Annotated in this window: 20 protein-coding genes; 14 read left to right on the top strand and 6 right to left on the bottom strand. The window is 70.3% G+C overall.

Annotation, left to right across the window (positions count from 1 at the left end):
* Window positions 1-221: 221 nt before the first annotated feature.
* Genes ubiA through VYI76_RS04150 form a run of 3 tightly spaced genes read left to right on the top strand, consistent with a single transcriptional unit; the run spans window position 222 to window position 3274 of the window.
* Window positions 222-1133, top strand: a complete 912-nt coding sequence (ubiA, locus tag VYI76_RS04160; RefSeq protein ID WP_326523513.1) for a 4-hydroxybenzoate octaprenyltransferase — start codon at window positions 222-224, stop codon at window positions 1131-1133.
* 31 nt (window positions 1134-1164) lie between these two features.
* Complete coding sequence (locus tag VYI76_RS04155; RefSeq protein ID WP_326523512.1) at window positions 1165-2511, top strand: TldD/PmbA family protein; 1347 nt, start codon at window positions 1165-1167, stop codon at window positions 2509-2511.
* A complete protein-coding gene (locus tag VYI76_RS04150; protein WP_326523511.1) occupies window positions 2504-3274 on the top strand; it encodes a 3'(2'),5'-bisphosphate nucleotidase CysQ in 771 nt (256 codons plus the stop codon). Before VYI76_RS04155 ends, VYI76_RS04150 begins: the two co-directional genes overlap by 8 nt.
* Before the next feature lie 156 nt (window positions 3275-3430).
* Here the strand turns inward: VYI76_RS04150 and VYI76_RS04145 are convergent, their stop codons facing one another.
* Window positions 3431-4720 (bottom strand): amidohydrolase family protein, encoded by a 1290-nt coding sequence (locus tag VYI76_RS04145; protein WP_326523510.1) that lies wholly within the window; start codon window positions 4718-4720, stop codon window positions 3431-3433.
* Complete coding sequence (locus VYI76_RS04140) at window positions 4717-6138, bottom strand: amidohydrolase (protein ID WP_326523509.1); 1422 nt, start codon at window positions 6136-6138, stop codon at window positions 4717-4719. The genes VYI76_RS04145 and VYI76_RS04140 overlap by 4 nt, the downstream gene beginning before the upstream one ends.
* A gap of 134 nt (window positions 6139-6272) precedes the next feature.
* Between VYI76_RS04140 and VYI76_RS04135 the strand changes: the two genes are divergently transcribed.
* Window positions 6273-7397 carry a zinc-binding dehydrogenase gene (locus tag VYI76_RS04135; protein WP_326523508.1) on the top strand — a complete coding sequence of 375 codons (1125 nt, stop codon included), beginning with the start codon at window positions 6273-6275 and terminating at the stop codon, window positions 7395-7397.
* Window positions 7398-7585: 188 nt separating this feature from the next.
* Here VYI76_RS04135 and VYI76_RS04130 read toward each other — a convergent pair whose 3' ends face one another.
* Together VYI76_RS04130 and VYI76_RS04125 are read right to left on the bottom strand one after the other, a co-directional pair.
* The gene (locus VYI76_RS04130) at window positions 7586-8299 is read right to left on the bottom strand and encodes a hypothetical protein (protein WP_326523507.1); all 714 of its coding nucleotides are present in this window, start codon (window positions 8297-8299) and stop codon (window positions 7586-7588) included.
* 21 nt (window positions 8300-8320) lie between these two features.
* Complete coding sequence (locus VYI76_RS04125; RefSeq protein ID WP_326523506.1) at window positions 8321-9955, bottom strand: CHAT domain-containing protein; 1635 nt, start codon at window positions 9953-9955, stop codon at window positions 8321-8323.
* 83 nt (window positions 9956-10038) lie between these two features.
* Between VYI76_RS04125 and VYI76_RS04120 the strand changes: the two genes are divergently transcribed.
* Genes VYI76_RS04120 through murI form a run of 4 tightly spaced genes read left to right on the top strand, consistent with a single transcriptional unit; the run spans window position 10039 to window position 15531 of the window.
* Entirely contained in the window at window positions 10039-11562 is a 1524-nt protein-coding gene (locus tag VYI76_RS04120; RefSeq protein WP_326523505.1) for a tetratricopeptide repeat protein, read from the top strand.
* Complete coding sequence (locus VYI76_RS04115) at window positions 11559-13181, top strand: tetratricopeptide repeat protein (protein ID WP_326523504.1); 1623 nt, start codon at window positions 11559-11561, stop codon at window positions 13179-13181. Before VYI76_RS04120 ends, VYI76_RS04115 begins: the two co-directional genes overlap by 4 nt.
* The gene (locus VYI76_RS04110; RefSeq protein WP_326523503.1) at window positions 13178-14734 is read left to right on the top strand and encodes a tetratricopeptide repeat protein; all 1557 of its coding nucleotides are present in this window, start codon (window positions 13178-13180) and stop codon (window positions 14732-14734) included. The genes VYI76_RS04115 and VYI76_RS04110 overlap by 4 nt, the downstream gene beginning before the upstream one ends.
* Before the next feature lie 5 nt (window positions 14735-14739).
* Window positions 14740-15531: a glutamate racemase gene (murI, locus tag VYI76_RS04105; protein ID WP_326523502.1), complete on the top strand. Its 792-nt coding sequence runs from the start codon at window positions 14740-14742 to the stop codon at window positions 15529-15531.
* 9 nt (window positions 15532-15540) lie between these two features.
* On the opposite strand, the gene VYI76_RS04100 is transcribed toward murI, so the two are convergent.
* Window positions 15541-15804: a GNAT family N-acetyltransferase gene (locus tag VYI76_RS04100; RefSeq protein ID WP_326523501.1), complete on the bottom strand. Its 264-nt coding sequence runs from the start codon at window positions 15802-15804 to the stop codon at window positions 15541-15543.
* A 15-nt stretch (window positions 15805-15819) separates the two neighbouring features.
* A complete protein-coding gene (gene radC / locus VYI76_RS04095) occupies window positions 15820-16512 on the bottom strand; it encodes a RadC family protein (RefSeq protein WP_326523500.1) in 693 nt (230 codons plus the stop codon).
* A gap of 65 nt (window positions 16513-16577) precedes the next feature.
* Between radC and VYI76_RS04090 the strand changes: the two genes are divergently transcribed.
* The 6 genes from VYI76_RS04090 (at window position 16578) to VYI76_RS04065 (ending at window position 21870) form a co-directional block, all read left to right on the top strand.
* On the top strand, window positions 16578-19706 hold the full coding sequence (locus VYI76_RS04090) for a YdbH domain-containing protein (protein ID WP_326523499.1): 3129 nt from the start codon (window positions 16578-16580) through the stop codon (window positions 19704-19706).
* A gap of 56 nt (window positions 19707-19762) precedes the next feature.
* Window positions 19763-19930 carry a YnbE family lipoprotein gene (locus tag VYI76_RS04085; protein ID WP_326523498.1) on the top strand — a complete coding sequence of 56 codons (168 nt, stop codon included), beginning with the start codon at window positions 19763-19765 and terminating at the stop codon, window positions 19928-19930.
* A gap of 1 nt (window position 19931) precedes the next feature.
* Window positions 19932-20318 carry a YdbL family protein gene (locus tag VYI76_RS04080; protein WP_326523497.1) on the top strand — a complete coding sequence of 129 codons (387 nt, stop codon included), beginning with the start codon at window positions 19932-19934 and terminating at the stop codon, window positions 20316-20318.
* Between the two features lie 138 nt (window positions 20319-20456).
* Window positions 20457-20774, top strand: a complete 318-nt coding sequence (locus VYI76_RS04075; RefSeq protein WP_326523496.1) for an AtpZ/AtpI family protein — start codon at window positions 20457-20459, stop codon at window positions 20772-20774.
* A gap of 39 nt (window positions 20775-20813) precedes the next feature.
* The gene (locus VYI76_RS04070) at window positions 20814-21596 is read left to right on the top strand and encodes a F0F1 ATP synthase subunit A (protein WP_326523495.1); all 783 of its coding nucleotides are present in this window, start codon (window positions 20814-20816) and stop codon (window positions 21594-21596) included.
* A 46-nt stretch (window positions 21597-21642) separates the two neighbouring features.
* Complete coding sequence (locus VYI76_RS04065) at window positions 21643-21870, top strand: F0F1 ATP synthase subunit C (RefSeq protein WP_317224667.1); 228 nt, start codon at window positions 21643-21645, stop codon at window positions 21868-21870.
* Window positions 21871-21900: the final 30 nt, after the last annotated feature.

Raw genomic sequence — 21900 nt, 5'->3', positions numbered from 1 at the left:
TCTGCCCCTTGGGGAGAGGGTTGGGGGAGGGGCGGCTACTTCGAATAACAAGGCGTCGAACAGGCCCCCAGCGCCGATATGCTCAAACCATTTTCCTACACGGCCGCGATCTGTCAGGAGGGCGCCATGCCGCGCGACCTGCCTTTCCGGACCCCGATCGACGATCGGGAAGCGCCGTGTCGCCCCCGCGTGGCAAGTATCAACTTTCTCAACATTCGCGCATGACAACCGCCGATATCGTCCCCGATACCGAGCATCGCGGGCTCGTCGGCCGCCTGCCGCCGAGCGTGCGTAACCTCGCGCTGCTCGCCCGGTTCGACCGGCCGATCGGCTGGTGGCTGCTGTTCTGGCCCGGCGCTTGGGCCGTGGCGCTGGGCGGCGGGCTGGTCGCGCGCTGGAATCTGATCCTGTGGCTCCTGATCGGCAGCATCGCGATGCGCGGGGCGGGCTGCGTTTACAATGACATCGTCGACCGCGATCTCGACGCCCGCGTGGCGCGCACCGCCAGCCGCCCGATCGCCAGCGGCGCGGTCTCGCTGAAGGCGGGGTGGGCGTGGCTGGCCGGCCTCAGCGCCGTCGGGCTGGTCGTGCTGGTCCAGCTTCGCCCGCCGGCCGCGCTCGTCGCGCTGGCCAGTCTCGCGCTGGTTGCCGCCTATCCGTTCATGAAGCGCATCACCTGGTGGCCGCAGGCGTGGCTGGGGCTGGTGTTCAGCTGGGCCGCGCTGGTCGGCTGGGTGGAGACGACGGGCGGCTTCGCGCTCGCCGGCGCGCTGCTCTACGCCGGCAGCATCGCCTGGGTGATCGGCTATGACACCATCTATGCGCTGCAGGATATCGAGGATGACGCGATGGTCGGCGTGCGATCGTCGGCGCGGGCGCTGGGGAGCAGGGTACGGCCTGGCGTGGCCGGCTTCTACGCCGCTGCCGTCCTGCTCTGGGCAGGTGCCATCTGGCAGGTGCGGCCCGATCCGCTCGCGCTTGTCGCGCTGCTGCCGGTCGCCGGGCATCTGGCGTGGCAGGTCGCGACGCTTCGGCCCGCGGACGGCGGCAACGCACTTGCGCGCTTCCGGTCGAACCGCAACGCCGGGCTGCTGATGTTCCTCGCCTGCGCCGTCGTCGGCACCGCGCTTTGACCTTCGCCGCGCGCGTCCCTACCTGCGCCCCATGCTGACCCCGATCCAGGCCCAGGATGCGGCCGCCCGCATCGTCGAACGCGCCCGCGCTGCCGGAGCCGACGCCGCCGATGCCGTGTTCGTCGCCGACGGTTCCACCGCCGTCCAGGTGCGCGACGGCGCGCTGGAGGATGTCGGCCGGTCGGAGAGCGCCGAACTCGGCCTGCGGGTGTTCGCCGGCACCCGCTCCGCCAGCGTCGCGACCTCCGACCTGTCCGACGACGCGGTCGCCACGCTCGTCGAGCGTGCAGTGGCGATGGCCCGGCTGGCACCCGAGGATCGCTGGGCAGGCCTGGCCCCGGCCGAACGACTGTTGACGGGGCCGCTGCCGTCGCTCGACCTCGACGACGGCGGCGATCCCGCGCCCGATGCGCTGAAGGCGCGCGCGTTGGCGGTCGAGGATGCCGCGCGTGCGGTTGCCGGCGTCACCAAGAGCGACGGCGCCAGCGCGTCGGCCTCACGCGGGGTGGTCGCGCTGGCGACCAGCCACGGCTTCGCCGGCGCTTATGGCTTCACCGGCTACGGCCAGTCGGCGACGATGCTGGCGGCGAGGGACGGGGCGATGGAGCGCGATTATGCCGTTCACTCCGCCCGGCACCAGGCCGTGCTGGAGGCGGCGGCGGACACTGGCCGGCTGGCGGGCGAGCGTGCGGTGTCGCGGGTCGGTTCGGGCCGGATCGAGGGCGGGGCGATGCCCGTGGTGTTCGACCGCCGGCTGTCGGGCGGCCTGCTCGGCCACCTGCTCGGCGCGATCGCCGGCCCGTCGATCGCGCGGCGCACCAGCTTCCTGCTCGACGCGCTCGGCACCCAGGTGTTTGCGAAGGGCATCCGTATCGTCGATGATCCCCACCGTCCGCAGGGCCTGCGCTCGCGGCCGTTCGACGGCGAGGGGCTGCCCGTCTCGCCGACCGAAGTGGTATCCGACGGCCTGCTGGAAACCTGGCTGCTCGACAGCGCCTCGGCGCGGCAATTGGGGCTGGAGCCGACCGGCCACGCCTCGCGCGGGATCGGATCGGCGCCGGGCGTCGGCGCGACCAACCTCCACATGGCCGCGGGCGGCACGCCGCGCGACACGCTGATCGGTGAAATCGATCGCGGCGTGCTGGTGATCGAGACGATCGGCCACGGGGTGAATGGTGTGACCGGCGACTATTCGATGGGTGCTGCGGGTTTCCTGATCGAACGGGGCGAGGTGACGCGCCCGGTCAGCGAATTCACCATCGCTGGCAATCTGAGGGCGATGTTCACCACCGCGACCCCGGCGAGCGACCTGGTGTTCCGTGGCGGCGTCAACGCGCCCACGCTGCGCATCGACGGCATGACGGTGGCGAGTGCCTGATCTTCCCGCCGTCGTCGCCGCGGCGCAGGAGGCCGGGCGCCTCGCCATGCGCCGCTGGGACGAGGGGTTCGACAGTTGGGAGAAGTCGCCCGGCCACCCGGTATGCGCGGTCGATCTGGAGGTGGACGCGCTGCTGCGCGATCGGCTGGCCGCGATCGATCCGGATGCGGGCTGGCTGTCGGAGGAGACCGCCGACGATGCCGTCAGGCTGGAAAAGCGGCGGGTGTGGGTCGTCGATCCGATCGACGGCACCCGCGACTATATCCGCCGCCGCATCGGGTGGTGCGTGTCGGTCGCGCTGGTCGAGGACGGGCGGCCGGTGCTGGCGGTGCTCGACGCCCCGGCGCGCGACGAATTGTGGACGGCCGCCGCAGGGCAGGGGGCCTGGCGCAATGGCGTGGCACTGAAAGTCAGCGCTCGCACGCAACTGGCCGGCGCCCGCGCCCCGACCGACAGCCTGCCGCGCGAGGATCGCGATCTGCTGGTCGTCGCCAAGCCCAATTCGATCGCGCTGCGCATAGCGATGGTCGCCGCAGACGAGGCGGACCTGCTGGCGACGCTGCGCTGGGGCAGCGAATGGGATGTCGCCGCCGCCGTGCTGGTCGCGCAGGAAGCCGGCGCGACCGTCACCGACGCTTTCGGCCAGCCGCTCGCGTTCAACACGCCGTCCGCAAAGGCGTTCGGGGTGCTGGCGACAGCGCCCGGCATCCACGCCGCCGCCGTCGATCGGCTGGCGGCGCGGGCGAGGGCGGCGGCGGGGTAACGCCTTCCAATTGCCTTGAATGGGGCTCTCTCCCCGTTCGTGCTGAGCTTGTCGAAGCACCGCCTTTTGTCTTCGTGCCGCACGGTCTGTTGCACGAAGAAGGGCAGCCCTTCGACAAGCTCAGGGCGAACGGTTCAAGTCCGGCGCATCACGTCCTTACCGATCATACGCCTTCGGCAGCGCCCCTTCGGTCACCGTCATGTAGCGGTCGCGCAGCTGGCGCTGGCGCGAGGTCATCGGTTGCGGCTGGCCGTCGATCCACACCGCCTGCGCCTGGCTGGTCAGCTCCAGCGGATCGCCGTCCCACAGCACCACGTCGGCACGGCGGCCGGGGCGCAGCGATCCGATCTCGCCGTCCATCCCCATCACCTGCGCCGGGCCGGAGGTGATCGCCGCGAACGCCTTGCCCCAGTCGAGTCCCGTCTTGCCCGGTACGCGGGTGATGGCGACCAGATTGCCGGCGAACTGGCGGACATTATGCTCGCCGCCGTTGCCGTCGAAGAACAGCCCGACGCGCACCCCGGCCGCGACGAGGCGGCCGATGTTCGATTCGGTCGCCGCGACCTGCTCGAAGGAGGATGGCAGGTCGGCCAGCGCATAGGTCAGCACTGGCACGCCCGCCGCCGCGATCTCGCGTGCCACCATCCAGCCCTCGGCCGCGCCGGCCAGGATCAGCTTCAGCCCGGGATAGCGCGTGCGCAGCGCGAGCACCGTGCGGATATCGCTCGCCCGCTCGACATCGACGACCAGCGGCATCCGCCCGTCGAGCACCTGCAACAGCGCCTGCGCGTCGGCGCGGGTCAGCAGCGCGTCCTTGCTGCGCCCGTCGAAGCCCGCCGGGTTGCGACGATAGTCGAGCGCCTGCTGGAACGCGTCGTGCAGCGCTGCATAGGCCGCCGGGCGGCTGCCCCCGGCGTCGCGCGCGCCGCCTTCGCCCAGCGCGACATGCTGGAACGCGCGGGCGCGGGTGATCGGGTTGGGATCGGCGCCCAGATCGATCACCGCGCCCTGGCCGGAAAATATCGATCCGCCGCCGTCGCCGCGCACGAACGCGCGGGTCACGCCGCCCAGCCGCTCGTTGGCGATCATCACCGCATTGGGATTGACCGCTACGGACACGTCGACCGAGGCGTTATAGGCTGACTGGCGCGCCGAGGCGTCGTTGCTTTCGCTCACCCCGCTGGCATCGACCAGGCCGAGGTTGCCGATCCCGGTGACGAAGCCCGCCACGACCCATTTGCCGCTGGCGTCGACGACGCTGGCGCCGGCCGGTACGGTCACATTGGCGCCCGCCGCGACGATGCGCCCGTCGCGCATCACGACGGTGCCGTTCGGGATCGGTGCGGAGCCGTCGCCGATCGCCACCGTGCCGCCGGTGATCGCGATCGTCTGGGCGGCGGCCGGCGAGGCGACAAAGGCCGCCGCGGCAAGGAGCAGGGCCTTCATTTCGCGTCTCCCAAGCCGGGCTGGCCAAGCTCGAAATCGCTCACCGGGCGGAGCCTGGGGTTGTTCATGTCGAACAGCAGCGCGCCGTCCACCCACACCTTTTCCGGCCGGGTATAGACGCTCAGCGGGTTGCCGTTCCACAGCACCACGTCGGCCATCTTTCCGGCCTTCAGCGATCCGGTGACCCTGTCGATGCCCAGCGCCTTCGCCGGGTTGATCGCCAGCCAAGTCCAGGCGAGTTCGTCGGACACTTGGATACCGGCGTTGCGCCCGGCGGTCAGCGCCTTGGTGACTTCCTGGTTCAACCGCTGGATGCCGTTCGAATCGTCCGAATGGATCATCGCGCAGGCGCCGGCCTTGTGCAGCAGCGCCAGATTCTCGTGGATGCCATCCCACGCTTCCATCTTGAAGCCGTACCAGTCGGCCCATACCGCCGCGCAGGTGCCGTTCTGGCGCAGCAGGTCGCCGATCTTGTACGCCTCGACCGCGTGGTGGAACGCGCTCACCTTGTAGCCGAATTCCTTCGCCATATCCATGACGATGGCCATTTCATCGGCGCGATAGCAGTGGTTCTGGACGAGTATCTCGCCGTCCAGCACGCCGCGCAGCGTGTCCATCGCCACGTCGCGCGCGGGCGGCTCGCCGCCGTCCTTCTCGTACTTGGCCCAGCGCCGGCCGTAATCCTGCGCCTTCATCCACGTCGCGCGATTGACCGCGACATTGCCCATCCGGGTGGATGGCTGGCGCCCCTTGCCGCCATAGACGCGCTTGGGATTCTCGCCGCACGCCATCTTCAGGCCGTACGGCGCGCCGGGAAACTTCATGCCCTGCATCGTGCGCGCGTAGACGTTCTTCAGCGTCACCGATCGGCCGCCCATCAGGTTCGCCGATCCGGGCAGAATCTGCAGCGTGGTGACGCCGCCGTTGGCCAGCGCGCGGCTGAAGCCGGGGTCCTGCGGCCACACGCTGTGTTCGGCCCACACGTCGGCGGTGACCGGGCTGGTCGCCTCGTTGCCGTCCGAATGCGCGCTGACGCTGGGGGAGGGATAGTCGCCCAGGTGGCTGTGGATGTCGATCACGCCGGGGGTCACCCACTTGCCGGTGCCGTCGATCACCGTCGCGCCCGCGGGCGTCTCGACCGACTGGCCGACCGCGACGATCTTGCCGCCGGCGAACAATACCTGGCCGTTCTCGATCCGCCCGCCCTCGCCGTCATAGACGGTGACGTTGCGGACGAGTGTCGGCACGCCCGGATACGCCTTGTAGGTGGAAGGGTAGGGATCGCGGGCATAGGTCTTGCCCGGCACCTTGGGGGCCGGCGTGGCGGCGGCGCTCTTCGGCGCCTCCTTCTGCCCGCAGGCGGCGAGCGCGCCAGCGGCGGCGAGCGCCAGCATCAGGCGCGGGGATCGACGGTTCATGAAACGGCCCCTCTTGTTCTGTGCCGTCGTTGGTAGGGGAGGGCGCCCCGCCGTTTCAACCCGGGATCGCGGCAGTTGGCGACTTTGCGGCAAGCGTCTAGAAGACGTTGCAAATCGAAACGAAAGGATACGCGATGGCGGAGGGTGTCACCGGTCTCGAACTGCGATCGACCGTCACGGATGCGGGCAAGCTGGAACTGACGCTGGAGCCGGTGACGCTCGATCCGCCGGGCGAGGGCGAGGTGATCGTCCGCGTCCAGGCGGCGCCGGTCAATCCGTCCGACCTGGGCCTGCTGCTCGGTCCCGCCGATCCCGCCAGCGCGGTCGCTGGCGGCACGGCGGAGCGCCCGACGCTCACGCTCGACATCGCGCCGGAACGCATGACGATGCTCGCCAGCAGGGTCGGTGAATCGATGGCGGTCGGCAACGAGGGCGCCGGCACCGTGATCCAGGCGGGGCCAGGGGCCGAGGCGCTGCTCGGCAGGACGGTCGGCATGCTCGGCGGCGCGATGTACGCCCAGTATCGCAAGCTGCCGGTTCGCGACGTCGTGCCGCTCAAGGACGGCCAGACCGCCGCCGACGGCGCGTCGATGTTCGTCAACCCGCTCACCGCGCTCGCCTTCGTCGAGACGATGCGCGCGGAGGGGCACAAGGCGATCGTCCACACCGCCGCCGCGTCCAACCTCGGCCAGATGCTGAACCGTATCTGCCTGGCGGACGGCGTGCCGCTGGTGAACGTCGTGCGCAGCGCGGCGCAGGCCGCGATCCTGCGCGATATCGGCGCGACCCACATCGTCGATTCGACCGCGCCCGATTTCCGCGAGGCGCTGATGGCGGCGATCCGCGCGACCGGCGCGACCCTCGCCTTCGACGCGGTCGGCGGCGGCAAGCTGGGTGGACAGATCCTCGCCGCGATGGAGGCCGTCGCGAATGAAGGCACGGCGTACAGCCGCTACGGGTCGACCAGCTTCAAGCAGCTCTACATCTACGGCGTGCTCGACACTTCGCCGACCGTGCTCAACCGCAACTTCGGCTTTTCGTGGAGCGTCGGGGGCTGGCTGCTCACGCCGTTCCTGGCGAAAGCGGGCAAGGAGGTGCTCGGTCGCCTGCGCCAGCGTGTCGTGGACGAACTCACCACCACCTTTGCCAGCCGCTACACCCGCACGATCGGCCTGGCGGAGGCGCTCGATCCCGAAGTGATGCGCGCCTATGAACGCAAGGCGACCGGCGAGAAATTCCTGATCGATCCGTCGCGCTAGCAGCGATATCGCTTCATCCCGACGGGGCCGGCGGAACACCCGCCGGCCCCGGATGTTGGCACAGGACTCGATCGACACAGGAGAGTTCTGGATGAAGCGTGGATGCCTGCTCTGGGCCCTGGGTGTGCCGCTTCCGGTCGTGCTGCTGCTTTATTTCCTGTTCTTTCGCTGATCGTCGCCGCGTGGTCTCACGCCAGCGCGCGCGCCCAGGCGAGGAGCGGCTCGATCGTCAGCAGCCCGTCGAGCAGCGCGGGGCCGACGAACAGGATCAGCATCCCGCCGACGATCGTCGCCGGATGGAAACGGCGCACGTTCAGCCAGTCGTTGGCCAGCAATGCGATCCATGCGATCCAGCCGAGCGCGATCTCCGGCGGAAAGCTCGCCGGGAAATAGGGCGCGATCGCCGCGCCCAGTGCTCGCGAAGGCGTCAGCGCCGGACCCATCGTCACCACGCAGGCCCAGTAGATCAGCCGCCCGTGCGTGGCGGCATCGCGGCGTTTAACGATCGCGGCGGCGATCAGCCCGGCGAACAGGCCGAACCCGACGATGTTGCCGATCACCAGTTCCTCTAGCGGGAAGGGGAGGCGGATGCCCCGCGCGGCATAGAGTGCGGGCTGGTTCAGCGTGGTGTGGATGCCCACGACGACGACCGCCACGGCCAGCGCGGCACCGACCCGGCCCAGGGCGCGGTGCAGATCGGTCCGCCCGGCGGCGACCAGCACGGTCTGGGCGAGAAACAGCAACTGCCACAGCGTCATCACGATGGCATGCACCATCAGATAGCCGGGCAGCGCGGCGGATCGAAACCACGGGCGAAGGTAGAAGCTGGGTAGGAAGCCGGCGAAGACGACCAGCGTCATCAGCGCCGCCGCGGCCGGGAAGAAGGCGCTCCGGCGCCTCATCACGGAGCCCCGGTGTACGCCCTACCGCCCCTCGCCGGCGATCACGAACGGGGCCCACAGCGCAGGGTCGGCGCGTTCGGGATGGCTCCTGTCGTCGATCATCGCCAGCATCGCGGCACGCAGCGCGGTGGCGCGGCCAACCGCCGGGTCGGCGCGCCACCGTTCCAGCGTACCCACCGTCAGCGCCTGCGCCACGTCGTCGCGCACGCGCCAGTGCGATGCCAGGATCGCGCGCGCGCCGGCCGAGAAGAATCCGCGCGCCAGGCCGGAAAGGCCCTCGCCGCTGGCCGTGCCGTCCGACGCGGCGGTGTTGCAGGCGGAAAGGATGATCCAGTCCGCGCTCATCTTGAGCTGTGCCGCCTCGCTCGCGGTCAGCAGGCCGTCGTCGCCGCCCGGCACCGACTGCGCCGGCGGGGTCAGCACCAGGGCCGGTTCGGCGGCCGGGCCGATCTCGCCAGCCAGCAGGCCGTGGGTGGCGAAGGCCACGACCGCGACGTCGCCCAGCGCCGCCGTCTCGACCGCGCGTTCGGTCGCTTCGGCGCCGGTGACGACGCTGTCCGGCCCGGCGCCCAATATCCGGGCCAGCGCGTCGAGCTCGCTCTTGGAGCCCGGTAGGCGCGGCAGGGCCTTCACACGCGCGCTGACGTCGCCATCGACAGCGGCGAAGGCGGTGAAGCTGCGCGGCGCGGCGAGGCTGGGCGCGCCGTCGAGCGCAGGATCGCCGAAGCCGACGAACGGTCGGCTCGCCCCGCCGCGTGCCTGCCCGGCCCGGAGCGCCCGCAGCGACCCGACCGAGGGCAGGGTGACCAGAGCGTGGCGGCGGACCAGCCATTCGGTACGGCGCATCGCGGCGGGATCGGCGTCACTGCCGCGCGGTGCCCTGGTCGGCAATACCGCGAGCGGCAGGCCACCCAGAGCGCCGCCGGTCACGACATAGACGTTCGTCGCCTTGCCGACGATGCGTTCGATCGGCGCCCACAGCCGGGTGTAGAGCGCATGGGCACGGGCGCGCGGAAAGCCCGATGCCGACGTGGTTCGCACGTCGCCCGAGGCGTCCTCGCCGGCGCGCAGCGCTCCCGAAGGGTCGAGCGCGTTACGCAGCGCCCGAACCTCGCCCGCCAGCGCCTCGGCGCCGATGTCGGCGCGCGCCCAGTCGGCCTGCGTGCGGGTGACCGCGAAGATATAGCTGTGGGTCGGCGTCGAGTGGATCATCACGATCGCCTCGTCGGGGGCGAGCAGCGCCTGCGCCTCCGCCACCGGCACCGGCGCGATGCCGGTTAACTGGACATAGCCGGGCGACCGGGCCGACAGCGCGGCGTCGGCAGCCGCCAGCGCCGCCCGCGCCGCCGCCGCCGCCTGGGTCGCCCGCGCGATCGCGGCCGGATCGGGCGACTGCGCGGTACGCGCGGCGACTTCGGCGCTTTCCGCCCGGCCGGCGGCTTCGCTCGCATCCTGGCGCGTGCGGATCAGTTGTGCCAGTTCGGGATCGCCCGCCGCCAACCGCGCGGCGCTGCGCGACAGCGCAAGCGCGGTGCGCGATCCCGTCGCCATCTGCGCGTCGCGGAACGCGCCGTCATAGACTTCCGTCCGCGTCTGGGCATGGGCCGGCGTCGCCGCGATCAGGCAGCCCAGCAACATCCATCTGGCGACCCGCATCCAACATCCCCCGAAATTGTGGATTCGCGACAGCGATCAGGATAGGGTGGCGCCGGGTCGTATGTCCATGGGGGACGATGGGGATGCTTGCGGCCATTGTCAGTGTCGCGCTCGCGTTGCAGGCGGTCCCGGATCGTGGCCCGGCGGCGCGCGAGGTCGATTCGCTGCTGGAACAGAGCCAGGCGCTGGGCCGCGTCGGCAAGCTGGCGGAGGCGACCGAAGTGACCCGCCGCGCCGTCACGATCGCGGAAGCGCGCTCCCGCCCCGATCTCTATCGTTCGCTCGATCGGCTGAATGATCTGCTGTCGGCTTCCGATCCGGACACGATGCTGCTCGTCACCGATCGCATGATCGCGGCGGCGCGGCAGCTTTATGGCGATGAGGATTTCCGCACCGCCCGCGCGGTGACGATCCGCGCGCTGTTCGCCGGCATGGTTAGCGGCGACAACGCCCGTCTGCTGCGCGAGATGCCGGTCGGCCTGGCCGACATGACGCGGCTGGCGCGCAGTCCCGAGCAGGCGGAGGAAGTGGCGACGGCGGCGGCGATCCTGGCCAAGCGGCTGGTCGTCGCGGGCCGCGATGCGGAAGCGCGCACCGCGATGTCCGGCGCGATCGCCGCGATCGAGCGCATGGGCGAGCCCCGCAGCGCCAATGCCGCCACCGCCTATCAGGCCTCCGCCGATCTGCTGACCGGCTGGGGTGACTATCGCCTGGCGGAGGAACACGGGCTTCGCGCGCTCGCCATCTACGAACGCTTCGACGGGCCGACGTCGATGGAACTGCCGGTCGTGCTGGGATCGATCGCGCGGCTGAAGGTGATGACCGGCCGCCCGGCCGAGGCTGAACCGCTGCTGGTTCGCGCGCTGGCGATCGCCGACGCGGTGAAGCCGCCGCGCCAGGCCGATCTTGTCCGCACGCTCGAGGATCTGGGCGCCTTCTATGCCGCGCGCGGTCAGCCGACGCTCGCCGAACCCCTGTTTCGCCGTGCGGTCACGACGTCCGCCCAGATGCCGGCCGGTTCCGATCTGGCCGAGAACGCGCTGCTCTCGCTCGCGTCGAGCTACCTCCAGCTCGGGCGGGTCGACGATGCGCGTACCGCCAATGCCGCCGCGATTGCGCGGGCCGAATCGCGCGACGCGCGGTCGCACAAGGCGGGGATGATCTATCTCCAGGCCGCGCAGATCGCGCTCGCGGCTGGCGACACGGCGGAGGCGGCGCGCCATGCTGCGCGCGGACGCACGCTGTTCGAAACGATCCTACCCGCGGGCGATCCCCGGCGCGGCGACGCGCTGGCGATGGCGGCGGAAGTGGCGATGCGCCAGGGCGACCGCGCTGCGGCGGCGGCGCTGTGGAACGCGGCCGCCACCGCGATGGTGCCGCGCGGCTATCCCAACGCTTCGCGGGAGGCGGCTGCGATCCGCGCGTCGGCCGCCGCGCTCGATGCCGGCCGGCCGCCGGATTGGAGGCCGGCGCGCACTGCGGGCGACGCGATGACCCGGCGGCTGGCGTCCATGGCAAGCCTGCCCGCCTCGCGCACGGCGGAACGCGACGAGGTGTCGCTGTACAACCGTCTGATCGACGTCGCCTGGACGCAGGCCGCGCGATGATCGGGCGGCTTCTCTCGCTGGCGTCGGCGCGGCCCTGCGGCACGATGCGGCGCGCTCTTGTCCCGCTGGCCTGCCTGGTGCTGGCGGCGACGCCGGCGGCGGCGCGCGATACCCCGCGCCAGGCGGCGGTGCGCGCGCTGTTCGACGAGGCGACGAAGCTCGCCAACGACGGACGCTTTCCCGCCTCGCTCGAAGCCGCCGATCGCGCCGTGGCGCTCGCCGATCGCACGCTGCCGGCGCGCGATCCGCTGCGCTATCTGGCGATGCGCCGCCGCGTGGTGACGCTGACCTTCACCGACGACAGCGCGGCGCCCGCCGCGTTCGAGGCACTCTCCCGCGTTGCCGGGCAGGTCTATGGCAAGACCAGCTTCGAGGCCGTATTCGCGCATTTCAAGGGCGTGCAATGGGGCTATAACAGCCGCCTGCCCGGCGCCACGCTGGCTGAGCTTGCGGTCGCCACCACACCCGTGGCCGAGGTCGCCGAGCGACCCGGCGCCAGTCTCGAGGCACGGACGATGGCCGCGCAGGCGCTGGCCATCCTGGCGAACAATCTGAGTCTGAAGGATATCGCGCAGGCCCGGCCGATCGCCGCCCGCGCGCTGGCGCTGGCCGATGCGCTGGGCGATCTGACGGCGGCGGAGCGTGGGCAGACCTATCATTATCTGGCGACGATCGCGCTGCGGGACGACCGGCCCGGTGACGCGATGACGTTCACCACCCGCGCGATCGCGATCTATGAGGCGGACCAGGGCAGGATGTCGCATCATCTGGTCGATACGCTCGGCACCCAGGCGATCGCCGCCCAGCGGCTGGGCGACGGATCGCGGACCGAGGCGCTGCTCCGCCGTGCTGTCGGCATCGTCGATGCCCGCCCTGACATGCCGGGGTCGTTTCGCGGGCGGGCGCTGATGAACTACGGGCGCTTCCTGGCCGATCGCGGGCGCGACGATCTCGCCTACGCGGTCTTCGAACGCGCGGTGGAGACGGCGGCCAGGATGCCTCCGGGTGCCGCACTGGCGCAGTCGATTGTCCTCGCCGCCGGGCAGGCCTATCATCGCGGCGGACGATATGACGACGCGTTGCGCCACCTGCGAACGGCGCTGACGATGACCGAGGAGACGCGGTCCAGCGTCATGCAGGGGCAGGTATTGACGGAAATGGGACGCACCGAATTCGAAATGGGCGACATCGCGTCCGCCCAGGCGACAGCAGAGCGGGCGCTGGCCGTCGTCGAGAAGACCGCGCCGCCGGGGCACAGCCTGCGCGGCGCGACCCGGATGCTGCTCGCCGATCTGGCCGAGGCGCGCGGTGACAGTAAGGGCGCCGCCGAACTCTACGCGCATGCGGCACAGGAACTGAAGGCGATCGGGCCCGATCCGGTCCATGTCGCGCCCGCCACGATCCGCCGCGCCGCGATGCTCGCCCGCCTCGGGCGGCTCGACGATCCTTCCTGGGCCGCGGCGCGCAGCGGTATCGATGCACTGGTCGGCGACGTCATCCGGCAGGCGGCGGGGCCGGTCGGCGACCAGGCGCGTTTGGCGCTGTCGCCGCAGCTGGTCGACGGCGTGCTCGACGCCGCCTGGGCGAAGGCGCATCCGGTCCAGGTCAGCGCGCGATGAGCCGCGTCCTGCGCAGCGCGGCTCTGGCCGTCGCGCTCTTCGCCGCAGTCCCGTCCCACGCGGCGCAACGCACCCCCGATCGTGTCGCGGCGCTGATCGCCGAGGCGGCGGCGCTCAAGGCAGGCGGCGATGCGCCGGGCGGGCTGGCGAAGGCGCGTGTCGCCGTGGCGCTGGCGGAAAAGGACCCAGGTCGCGACGACGCCACCTTGTTTGCCGCGCTGGAGGCCTTGACCGAGCACATTCCCGACGTCGATTTCGAACAGCAGTTCGCGACCTACGACCGGCTCGGCCCGGTCGCCGCGCGGGCGAAGGGGCCGGGCAGCTACCCCGCGCTGTCGGCCATGGCCGGGCGCAATGCGATCGGCTTCGTGCTGCGCAAGCCCGGCGCGACGCTGGAAGCCTTCGCCGACGCGCTGACCAGGGCGACCGCCGTTGCCTCCACAGAACGCGAACAGGCGCAGATGACCGGCCTCGCGATGGTTCTCGCCCAGTTCTACGACGCCACCGGCCAGCATCCCAAGGCGGTGGCGATCGTCGATACCGTTGGTCGCTTCTACGATACGCCGCCAAAGGTGCCGAACAACTCCTATGCGCCGGGGCTGATGTCGCTCGCGCTGCGCTATTCGGACTGGCAGATGTGGGACAAGGCGATGGACGCCGCCGATCGGGCGATCGCCGCCTCCGTCGCTTTCCACGGGCGGCGGGTGGTGGAGATCACCTCCGCGCTGAAGGTGCGCGGTCAGGCGCTGGCGATGGCCGGGCGTGACGCCGAGGCGGAGGCTGCGTATCGCGAAGCGGTCGCGCTCGCCGATACCGCGCCGGATCTGGGCGTAACCAGCAGCGCGCTGTTCAACCTTTCGCGCTGGTATACGTCCATCGGGCGCGACGCGCTGGCGGTGCCGTTGCTCCAGCGCGTGGTCGACATGCTGGAGAATGCGGGGCCGGTGCAGTCCAACACCCGGATGATCGCGCTGCTCGACCTCTACAATATCGCGTCGCGCGCCGGCGATCGGCCGGAGGCGCTGCGCTACGCCCGCCTCGCCCGCGCCGATGCCGATCGTCGCGGCTTCGGCGCCAGCGGCAACTATGTCGCGATCCTGATCGCCGTCGCCAACGCCTCGTCGCTGGCCGGCGCGTTCGATGATGCGGCGGAGGCCGTCGCGGCCGCCGACGCGTTGCTGCCCAAGGTCGCGGCGGCGGACAGCCCGCGCCGCGCCGACATCCGCTATGCGCGGGCGGTGCTGGAGCGCGAGCGCGGCGATCCGGCGGCCGCGGCCGCGTCGATCCGTTCGGCGATCGAGATATGGGAAGCGGCTTCGGCGGCGGACAAGCGACAGATCGCCGTCGCGCGCGCGGCACTCGCGCGGCTGCTCTACGCATCGGGCGACAAGGCGGCCGCGTGGCGTATCGGGCGAGAGGGCGCGCGATCGATGAGTGCGGTGGTGGTCGATCGCGCCGCGCGCAGTGGATCGCAATTGCTCGATCCCGAAAGCGCGCGGGTGTTCGACGGCGCGGTCGATCTCGCCTGGGCCACGACGCACGCGAGCCGCTGACCGGCGTGTCTCGTCCGATCCTGTTCCTCGATTCGGGGGTGGGGGGCCTGTCGGTCCTCGGCCCGACCCGCGCGCTGCTGCCGACGGCGCCGATCGTCTATGTCGCCGACAATGCCGGCTATCCCTACGGCACCAGATCGGAAGCGGAAATCGCCGCGCGTGTGCCCGCGCTGCTGGGGCGGCTGGTCGAACGATACGATCCGCGGCTGGTCGTCATCGCCTGCAACACCGCCTCGACGATCGCGCTGGGGGCGGTGCGGGCCGCGCTCGACGTGCCGATCGTCGGCACCGTCCCGGCGATCAAGCCCGCGGCGGAAATCAGCGTGACGCGGACGATCGGCGTGCTCGGCACCGCGGCGACGGTGCGCCAGCCCTATGTCGACGATCTCGCCGCGCGCTTCGCCGCCGACTGTACGGTGATTCGCCACGGATCGGCGGCGCTGGTCGATCTGGCCGAAGCGAAGCTGGCGGGCGCCGCGACCGATGCTGCGGCGTATCGCGCGGTACTCGACGGGCTGTTTGGCCAGCCGGGCGGGCAACACATCGACGTGATCGTCAACGCCTGTACCCATTTCCCGCTGGTCGTTGGGGAACTCGCCGCCGCCGCACCGCACCCGGTGCGCTTCGTCGATGGCGGTCCCGGCATCGCGCGTCGTGTCGTCCATCTGACCGATGGGCAGGGATGGCCCGCCGATGCGCCCGAAGGGCTGGCGGTCTTCACCCGCGACGATGATCGCCTGCCTGCGCTCGCGCCGGCGCTTGCCCGCTACGGCCTGACGCGCCTCGCGATCCTATAGCGCGCGACGTCAGGCGAGCAGATCGCGATAGTCCGGATGCCGCGCGATCCAGGCGGCGACGAACGGGCATCGGGGAACCACCCGGAGCCCCCGGTGGCGGACATCGTCCAGCGCCGCCTTAACCAGCGCGCTCGCGACCCCGCGTCCCTCAAGTTCCGACGGTACGATCGTGTGGGTGAAGGTTATCGTGTCGCCGTCCAGGTCGTACTCGGCGAAGGCGACATAGCCGTCCACGTCCTCTTCGAAACGATGCCGTTCGCGATTGTCGATCATCCGCGTTCCTTTCGGTCAGATCAGGCCCTGCGCGCGCAGGCTGGTGTGGCCGCCGCGCGCGATGATGATATGGTCGTGCAGCGCGATGTTGAGCGGCTTCAGCCCGTTCGCGATCGTGCGTGTCACCTCTATGTCCGCGCGGCTCGGACTGGCGTCGCCTGACGGGTGGTTGTGGACCAGGATGACCGCCGCCGATCCTAGCTGGATCGCCCGGCGGATCACCTCGCGGGCATAGACCGGCGCCTCGTCGATCGTGCCTTCGCCGGTTACCTCGTCGCGGATCAGGCGGTTGCGGCTGTCGAGGTGGAGGACGCGCACCCGTTCGACCGGCGAATGCGCCATGTCGGCGCGCAGATAGTCGAGCAGCGCCTGCCAGTTCGCCAGCACCGGGCCCACGCTGCTCTCCACCTTCAGCAGCCGCAGCGCGACACCGTGCGCGGCCTTGATCGCCGCCACCGACGTAGTGCCCATGCCCTTCACCCGCGCCAGTTCCTCGGCGTTGGCGGTCATCACCCCCGACAGTCCGCCGAACTCCCGCAGCAGCGCCTTGGCAAGCGGCTTCGTGTCGCGCCGCGGGATCGCCAGCGCCAGAAGATATTCGAGCAGCTCGTAATCCGGCAGCGCCTCGCCGCCTGCGGCGAACAGCCGATCGCGCAGCCTGGCGCGATGTCCGGCGGCATCTTCGGCCTTGGTTGCGGGAACGTCCATCTGCCGCCAAGGTTAAGCGGTAAGAAGTGGCATGCGCAATCATGCGTGTCCGGCGGGAGTAAAGGGTGACGGCGGACGCCGCAGACGAGCGACGCAGGCGGTGGTGGGAACGGCGGCGCTGGCGCGCGCTGATCGCGCTGCTGCTGATCTTCGCGGTCGCGCTCGGCGTGATCTGGAGCCAGCGGCGACCGATCGCGCAGGGCTTCGTCGACCGCGAGCTGGCGAAACGCGGCGTGCCAGCGCGCTATCGCGTCGCCGATATCGGCCTGTCTACGCAGCGACTCGAAAATGTCGTGATCGGCGATCCGCGCGCACCGGATCTGGTCGCCGACTGGGTCGAGGTGCGGACAGATGTAGGGCTGGGCGGTGCCCGCCTCGCCGGGATCGTCGCGGGCCAGGTACGGATGAAGGCGCGGTTGGTGGACGGCGCCCTGTCCTTCGGGACGATCGACCGCCTGCTGCCGCCGCCCAGCGGCCAGCCGTTCGCGTTGCCGGCGCTCGACACGGACCTGCGCGACGTGCGCATGCGGATCGAGACGCCGCACGGGGCCGTCGGCGCGCGGCTCAGCGGCTCCGGCCGGCTCGACGACGGTTTCGCCGGTCGTCTCGCTCTGATCAGCGATCGAATCGAGGCCGGCGAATGTGCGTTCGATCGCCCCCGCGTTGCGCTCGCGGTGCGTGTCGGCGGGGGACGGCCGAGTATCGAGGGACCGTCACGGATCGCTGCGGCGCGATGTGGCGACGTCCAGGCGATCGGCCTCGCCGCCGATGTCGCGGCGACGATCGGCGCCGCACTGGATCGCTGGACCGGCCGGGCGCGCTTCGCGGCGCAGCGGGTGGCGGCGCCCGCAGCCACGACGGGGCAGGTGATGGGGCGTATCTCCTTTGACGGCAGCGCGACCGCGACGGCCGGCGTTATCCGCATGACGGCGATGCACGCGGTGCTGGCGCAGGGGCGTGCCGGGTCTGCGGGCATCGATGGCCGCTACCGCGTCGGCCGCGCGGGCGCCGAATTCGCCGGCCGTGCCAGCGCGACTGCCGCCTCCGCCTCCGAAACGCTTGTTCGCCGCGTTGCCCAGGCCGGCGGGGCGGGCGCGGGAACACCGCTGGCGCCTCTGGTCCAGGCGATGGCGCGGGCGGGCGCCGGGGCATTGCGCGATGTCGGCGGCGATGCGGCGGTCGAGGCGGTGATGCGCGATGGCGCGCAGGCGGTGCGCGTTACGGCGATGCGCCTGGCGTCGGCCAGCGGCGCGAGGGTCGATCTCGGCGGCGCGCCGCTGCGTTTTGGCCAGGTCGAGCTTGGCGGGCGTGTCACGGTGCGCGGCGGCGGACTGCCCGACGTGGCGATCGACCTGAGGCGGACGGGCGCCGGGATCGCGGGGCGCGCGGTGGTGCAGCCTTATGCCGCCGGGAGCGCTCGCCTCGCGCTCTCCCCGGTCGATTTCGTCGCGGGCGGCGGCGGGCTCACCCGCGTGACGACCACGGCGACCCTGTCGGGGCCGCTCGGCGACGGGCGGGTGGATGGGCTGACCCTGCCGATCGATGCGCGGTGGCGCGGCACCGCGCTCGCGGTCAACCCGACGTGTGCGCCGCTGGGCTGGGGGCGGCTGGCGGTGTCCGGGCTGGAACTCGATTCCGCACGGTTGACGCTGTGCCCCGAAGGCTCCGCTCTTGTGACGTTTGCCGGCGGGCGTGTCGGCGGCGGCGCCCGCGCAGGCGCGACGCGGCTCGCCGGGCGGCTGGGCGGAACCCCGCTCGCGCTTGAGGCGTCGGGCATGCGATTCGGCCTCGCCGACAACGGTTTCCGGCTGGCCGATGTGCGTACCCGTCTGGGACCACCGGATCGCGTGACGCGGATCGACGCGGCGGCGCTGACAGGGCGGATCGTCGGCGGCGCGGTGACGGGCGATTTCTCGGGCGGCGGCGGGCAGATCGCCAACGTGCCGCTGGTCCTCGCCGACGCCGCCGGGACATGGCGCTTCGCCGGAGGCCGGCTCGCGCTCGACGGCGGCATGACCGTATCCGATGCCGCCGCCGAACGCCGCTTCGAACCGCTCGCCAGCCGCGACATGACGCTCACCCTGGTCGGCAACCGCATTGATGCGCGCGGCACGCTCAGCCATCCGGCGAAGGGAATCTGCGTCGCCGACGTCGTGATCGCGCACGACCTCGGCCACGGGACGGGAGAGGCTACGCTCGACGTGCCCAGGCTCCAGTTCGGCGACCGCCTCCAGCCTAACGAGCTGACGCCGATCACCTACGGCGTCATCGCCGACGTGCAGGGCGACGTCTCCGGGCGCGGGCGCATCGCCTGGACGCCCGACGGGGTGACCAGCACCGGGCGATTCGCCACGCCGGCGATGGACCTCGCCGCCGCCTTCGGCCCTGTGACCGGCATCAAGGGCGAGATCGCTTTCACCGACCTGCTCGGGCTGGTCAGCGCGCCCGATCAGGTGGCGACAATCGTCTCGATCAACCCCGGCATCGCGGTGGAGAATGGCACGATCCGCTACCAGTTGACCGGCGAGAACCGCGTGCTGGTGACCGGCGGTTCCTGGCCTTTCGCCAACGGGCAGTTGCTGCTCGACCGTACGCTGCTCGATTTCTCGGCGCAGAAGGAACGGCGGATGACGTTTCGGGTGCAGGGTGCCGATGCCGCCGCCTTCCTCCAGCAGTTCGATTTCGACAATCTCGATGCCACCGGCACCTTTGACGGCGTGTTGCCGATGGTGTTCGACGAAACCGGCGGGCGGATCGTCGATGGCCGGCTGGCCGCGCGCTCGGGCGGCAGCCTCGCCTATGTCGGCACGATCACCGAAAAGGACGTCGGCGTATGGGGCAACATGGCGTTCCAGGCGCTCAAGGCGATGAGCTACCGCGAACTGGGCATCACCATGAACGGCCCGCTCGCCGGGGAAATGGTGACGCAGATCCGCTTCGCCGGCGTCAGCCAGGGGCAGGGGACCAAGAGCAACTTCCTGATCCGGCGTCTGGCGAAACTGCCGCTCGTGTTCAACATCACGGTCACCGCACCGTTCCGCCAATTGCTCGATTCGGTACGCAGCTATTATGATCCGTCGCGGCTGATCGAACGCAACCTGCCGGCGCTGCTCGACGAGCGGAAACGCCGCGAGCAGGGTATCATCCCGACGCCCCCGCCCATTCAGCCTCCTGAAAGCGAGAAGAAGCCATGACGGTTCAAGGATTGAGGTTCGTGCGCGATTGCGCGAACATCCATGGTGTGAAGAGGATGGCGATCTTGGGACTGGCGGCTACGGCGCTCGGCGGATGCGTGACGGTGAACGCGCCTGACAAGCCGATCGTCATCAACCTCAACATCTCGATCACGCAGGAGGTCGTCTACCGTCTCGATGGCGAGGCGAAGTCGCTCATCCAGCAGAATCCGGGGATTTTTTAAGATGAAGACGTTGCACATCGCCGGTCTGATCGCCGTTGCCGCCGTCGCGGGCGGATTGATCGCCACGGCCGCCCACGCCCAGCGCGACCCGGCCTATGCCGCCGCCCGTTCGGCGGGCCAGGTCGGCGAACAGCCAGATGGTTATCTGGGCATCGTCGGCGATCCGACGCCGGCGCTGCGTGCGCTGGTCAACAACATCAACATCCAGCGCAAGGCTGCCTATACCCAGCGCGCTTCCGCGAGCGGCGCCACCGTCGAGCAGATGGCGTTCGTGTCCGGGTGCAACCTCGTCAACCAGACGCAGGCGGGGGAGAAGTACCAGACCCCGACCGGCGCCTGGGCGACCCGCGGCGCCGGCGCGCCGACCCGCGACCCGCGCTGCGCCTGACGCCGGTGGGGCCTGCCCCATTCCCCGCAACGGGGTGGGGTTTTGGTTGACTCGGGTGTGACCCCTTCCTAAAGCGCGCCTGCCTTGGCGGGCTCGCCGCTCGGCCGTTCGTTCGCCCGCTTCGTCGGGAGAGCGTACATGGCCGAACGAGAGCCCGGACTGGACCCCATCGCAGAGGACGCCCGCCTGGCATCGCTCGACGAGCGACTTAAGCAGGCCAAGTCCGATGAGGCGATCAGGACCGGTGAGGCGCGCTACGAAAGCGAGGCGGGTTCCCGTCTTGCCAGTCGCGTGCTCGCCGAACTGATCGGGGGAATGGTCGGAGGAGCGCTGATCGGCTGGGTGCTCGATCGGTTGCTCGGTACCTCCCCGTGGTTCCTGCTCGGCCTGCTGTTCCTCGGGATAGCGGCGGCGTTCAGGAACATCTTCAGGATTTCAGCCAGGCGCTCGAAGTAATTTTCGGGCGTTTGTCTTAGCATTTGCAGGGAACGCCAAGTGTCGGCAGAATCGGGCAAGATCGATCCGATGCACCAGTTCCAGGTGCAGACCATCTGGGACGGTTTCCAGATTGGCGGTCATCAGATCGCGTTCACCAATTCGGCGGCGTGGATGTGCGTCACCGTGGTCGTGCTGTGGATCTTCATGCTCGGCGGGATGAAGCGCCAGGTCGTGCCCGGCCGCTGGCAGATGATGGTGGAAACCTTCACCGGCTTCATAGATTCGCTGCTGATGCAGAACGTCGGCAAGGCCGGCAGGAAGTACGTTCCCTACGTCTTCTCGCTCTTCATGTTCATTCTGTTCGCCAACCTGCTGGGCCTGTTGCCGCTGGGTGTGTTCGGGCTGCACCCGTTCACCTTCACCAGCCATTTCACGGTCACCGGCGTGCTCGCGATCATGAGCTTCTCGATCGTGCTGATCGTCGGCTTCTGGAAGCATGGCTTCCATTTCTTCAGCCTGTTCGTGCCGCACGGCACCCCCGTCTGGCTGCTGCCGGTCATCCCGCTGATCGAATTCGTCAGCTTCATGGTGCGCCCGTTCTCGCTGGGTCTGCGACTGTTCGTCGCGATGATCGCGGGGCACATCCTGCTGAAGGTGCTGGCCGGGTTCGTCATCAATTCGGCCAATGCCGGCCTGCTGCCGGGCCTGGGCGTCGGCATCCCCAGCTTCGTGCTGATGGTCGGCGTGTCGGCGCTCGAAATCCTCGTCGCCGGTATCCAGGCTTATGTCTTTGCGCTGCTCACGTCGCTGTACATCAACGACGCCGAGCATCTGCACTGAGTTTTTTCGTCAACAACCACAAACTATTACACGCAGGAGTTTCAAAATGGACGCAGAAGCAGCGAAGCTGATCGGTGCGGGTCTGGCCGCGATCGGCGCCGGCATGGCCGCCATCGGTGTGGGTACGGTGTTCGGCTCGTTCCTCGAAGGCGCGCTGCGCAATCCGGGCGCGGCTGATGGCCAGCAGGGCCGTCTGTTCATCGGCTTCGCGGCCGCCGAGCTTCTCGGCCTGCTCGCGTTCGTCGTCGCGATGATCCTGATCTTCGTCGCGTAACACACTCTAGTCGTTCGGGTCCGGCCGCGT

This window comes from Sphingomonas sp. (assembly GCF_035910975.1).
Lineage (GTDB): Bacteria > Pseudomonadota > Alphaproteobacteria > Sphingomonadales > Sphingomonadaceae > Sphingomonas.
The sequence above is the reverse complement of the archived record's forward strand: the minus strand, read 5'-3'. Positions and strand labels throughout refer to the sequence as shown.

Excerpts from the sequence above, each read along its gene's own strand:
- ubiA (WP_326523513.1), top strand. The coding sequence starts at position 222 with ATGACAACCGCCGATATCGTCCCCGATACCGAGCATCGCGGGCTCGTC.
- VYI76_RS04155 (WP_326523512.1), top strand. The coding sequence starts at position 1,165 with ATGCTGACCCCGATCCAGGCCCAGGATGCGGCCGCCCGCATCGTCGAA.
- VYI76_RS04145 (WP_326523510.1), bottom strand. The coding sequence starts at position 4,720 with ATGAAGGCCCTGCTCCTTGCCGCGGCGGCCTTTGTCGCCTCGCCGGCC.
- VYI76_RS04140 (WP_326523509.1), bottom strand. The coding sequence starts at position 6,138 with ATGAACCGTCGATCCCCGCGCCTGATGCTGGCGCTCGCCGCCGCTGGC.
- VYI76_RS04135 (WP_326523508.1), top strand. The coding sequence starts at position 6,273 with ATGGCGGAGGGTGTCACCGGTCTCGAACTGCGATCGACCGTCACGGAT.
- VYI76_RS04130 (WP_326523507.1), bottom strand. The coding sequence starts at position 8,299 with ATGAGGCGCCGGAGCGCCTTCTTCCCGGCCGCGGCGGCGCTGATGACG.
- VYI76_RS04125 (WP_326523506.1), bottom strand. The coding sequence starts at position 9,955 with ATGCGGGTCGCCAGATGGATGTTGCTGGGCTGCCTGATCGCGGCGACG.
- VYI76_RS04120 (WP_326523505.1), top strand. The coding sequence starts at position 10,039 with ATGCTTGCGGCCATTGTCAGTGTCGCGCTCGCGTTGCAGGCGGTCCCG.
- VYI76_RS04115 (WP_326523504.1), top strand. The coding sequence starts at position 11,559 with ATGATCGGGCGGCTTCTCTCGCTGGCGTCGGCGCGGCCCTGCGGCACG.
- VYI76_RS04110 (WP_326523503.1), top strand. The coding sequence starts at position 13,178 with ATGAGCCGCGTCCTGCGCAGCGCGGCTCTGGCCGTCGCGCTCTTCGCC.
- VYI76_RS04100 (WP_326523501.1), bottom strand. The coding sequence starts at position 15,804 with ATGATCGACAATCGCGAACGGCATCGTTTCGAAGAGGACGTGGACGGC.
- radC (WP_326523500.1), bottom strand. The coding sequence starts at position 16,512 with ATGGACGTTCCCGCAACCAAGGCCGAAGATGCCGCCGGACATCGCGCC.
- VYI76_RS04085 (WP_326523498.1), top strand. The coding sequence starts at position 19,763 with ATGGCGATCTTGGGACTGGCGGCTACGGCGCTCGGCGGATGCGTGACG.
- VYI76_RS04080 (WP_326523497.1), top strand. The coding sequence starts at position 19,932 with ATGAAGACGTTGCACATCGCCGGTCTGATCGCCGTTGCCGCCGTCGCG.
- VYI76_RS04075 (WP_326523496.1), top strand. The coding sequence starts at position 20,457 with ATGGCCGAACGAGAGCCCGGACTGGACCCCATCGCAGAGGACGCCCGC.
- VYI76_RS04065 (WP_317224667.1), top strand. The coding sequence starts at position 21,643 with ATGGACGCAGAAGCAGCGAAGCTGATCGGTGCGGGTCTGGCCGCGATC.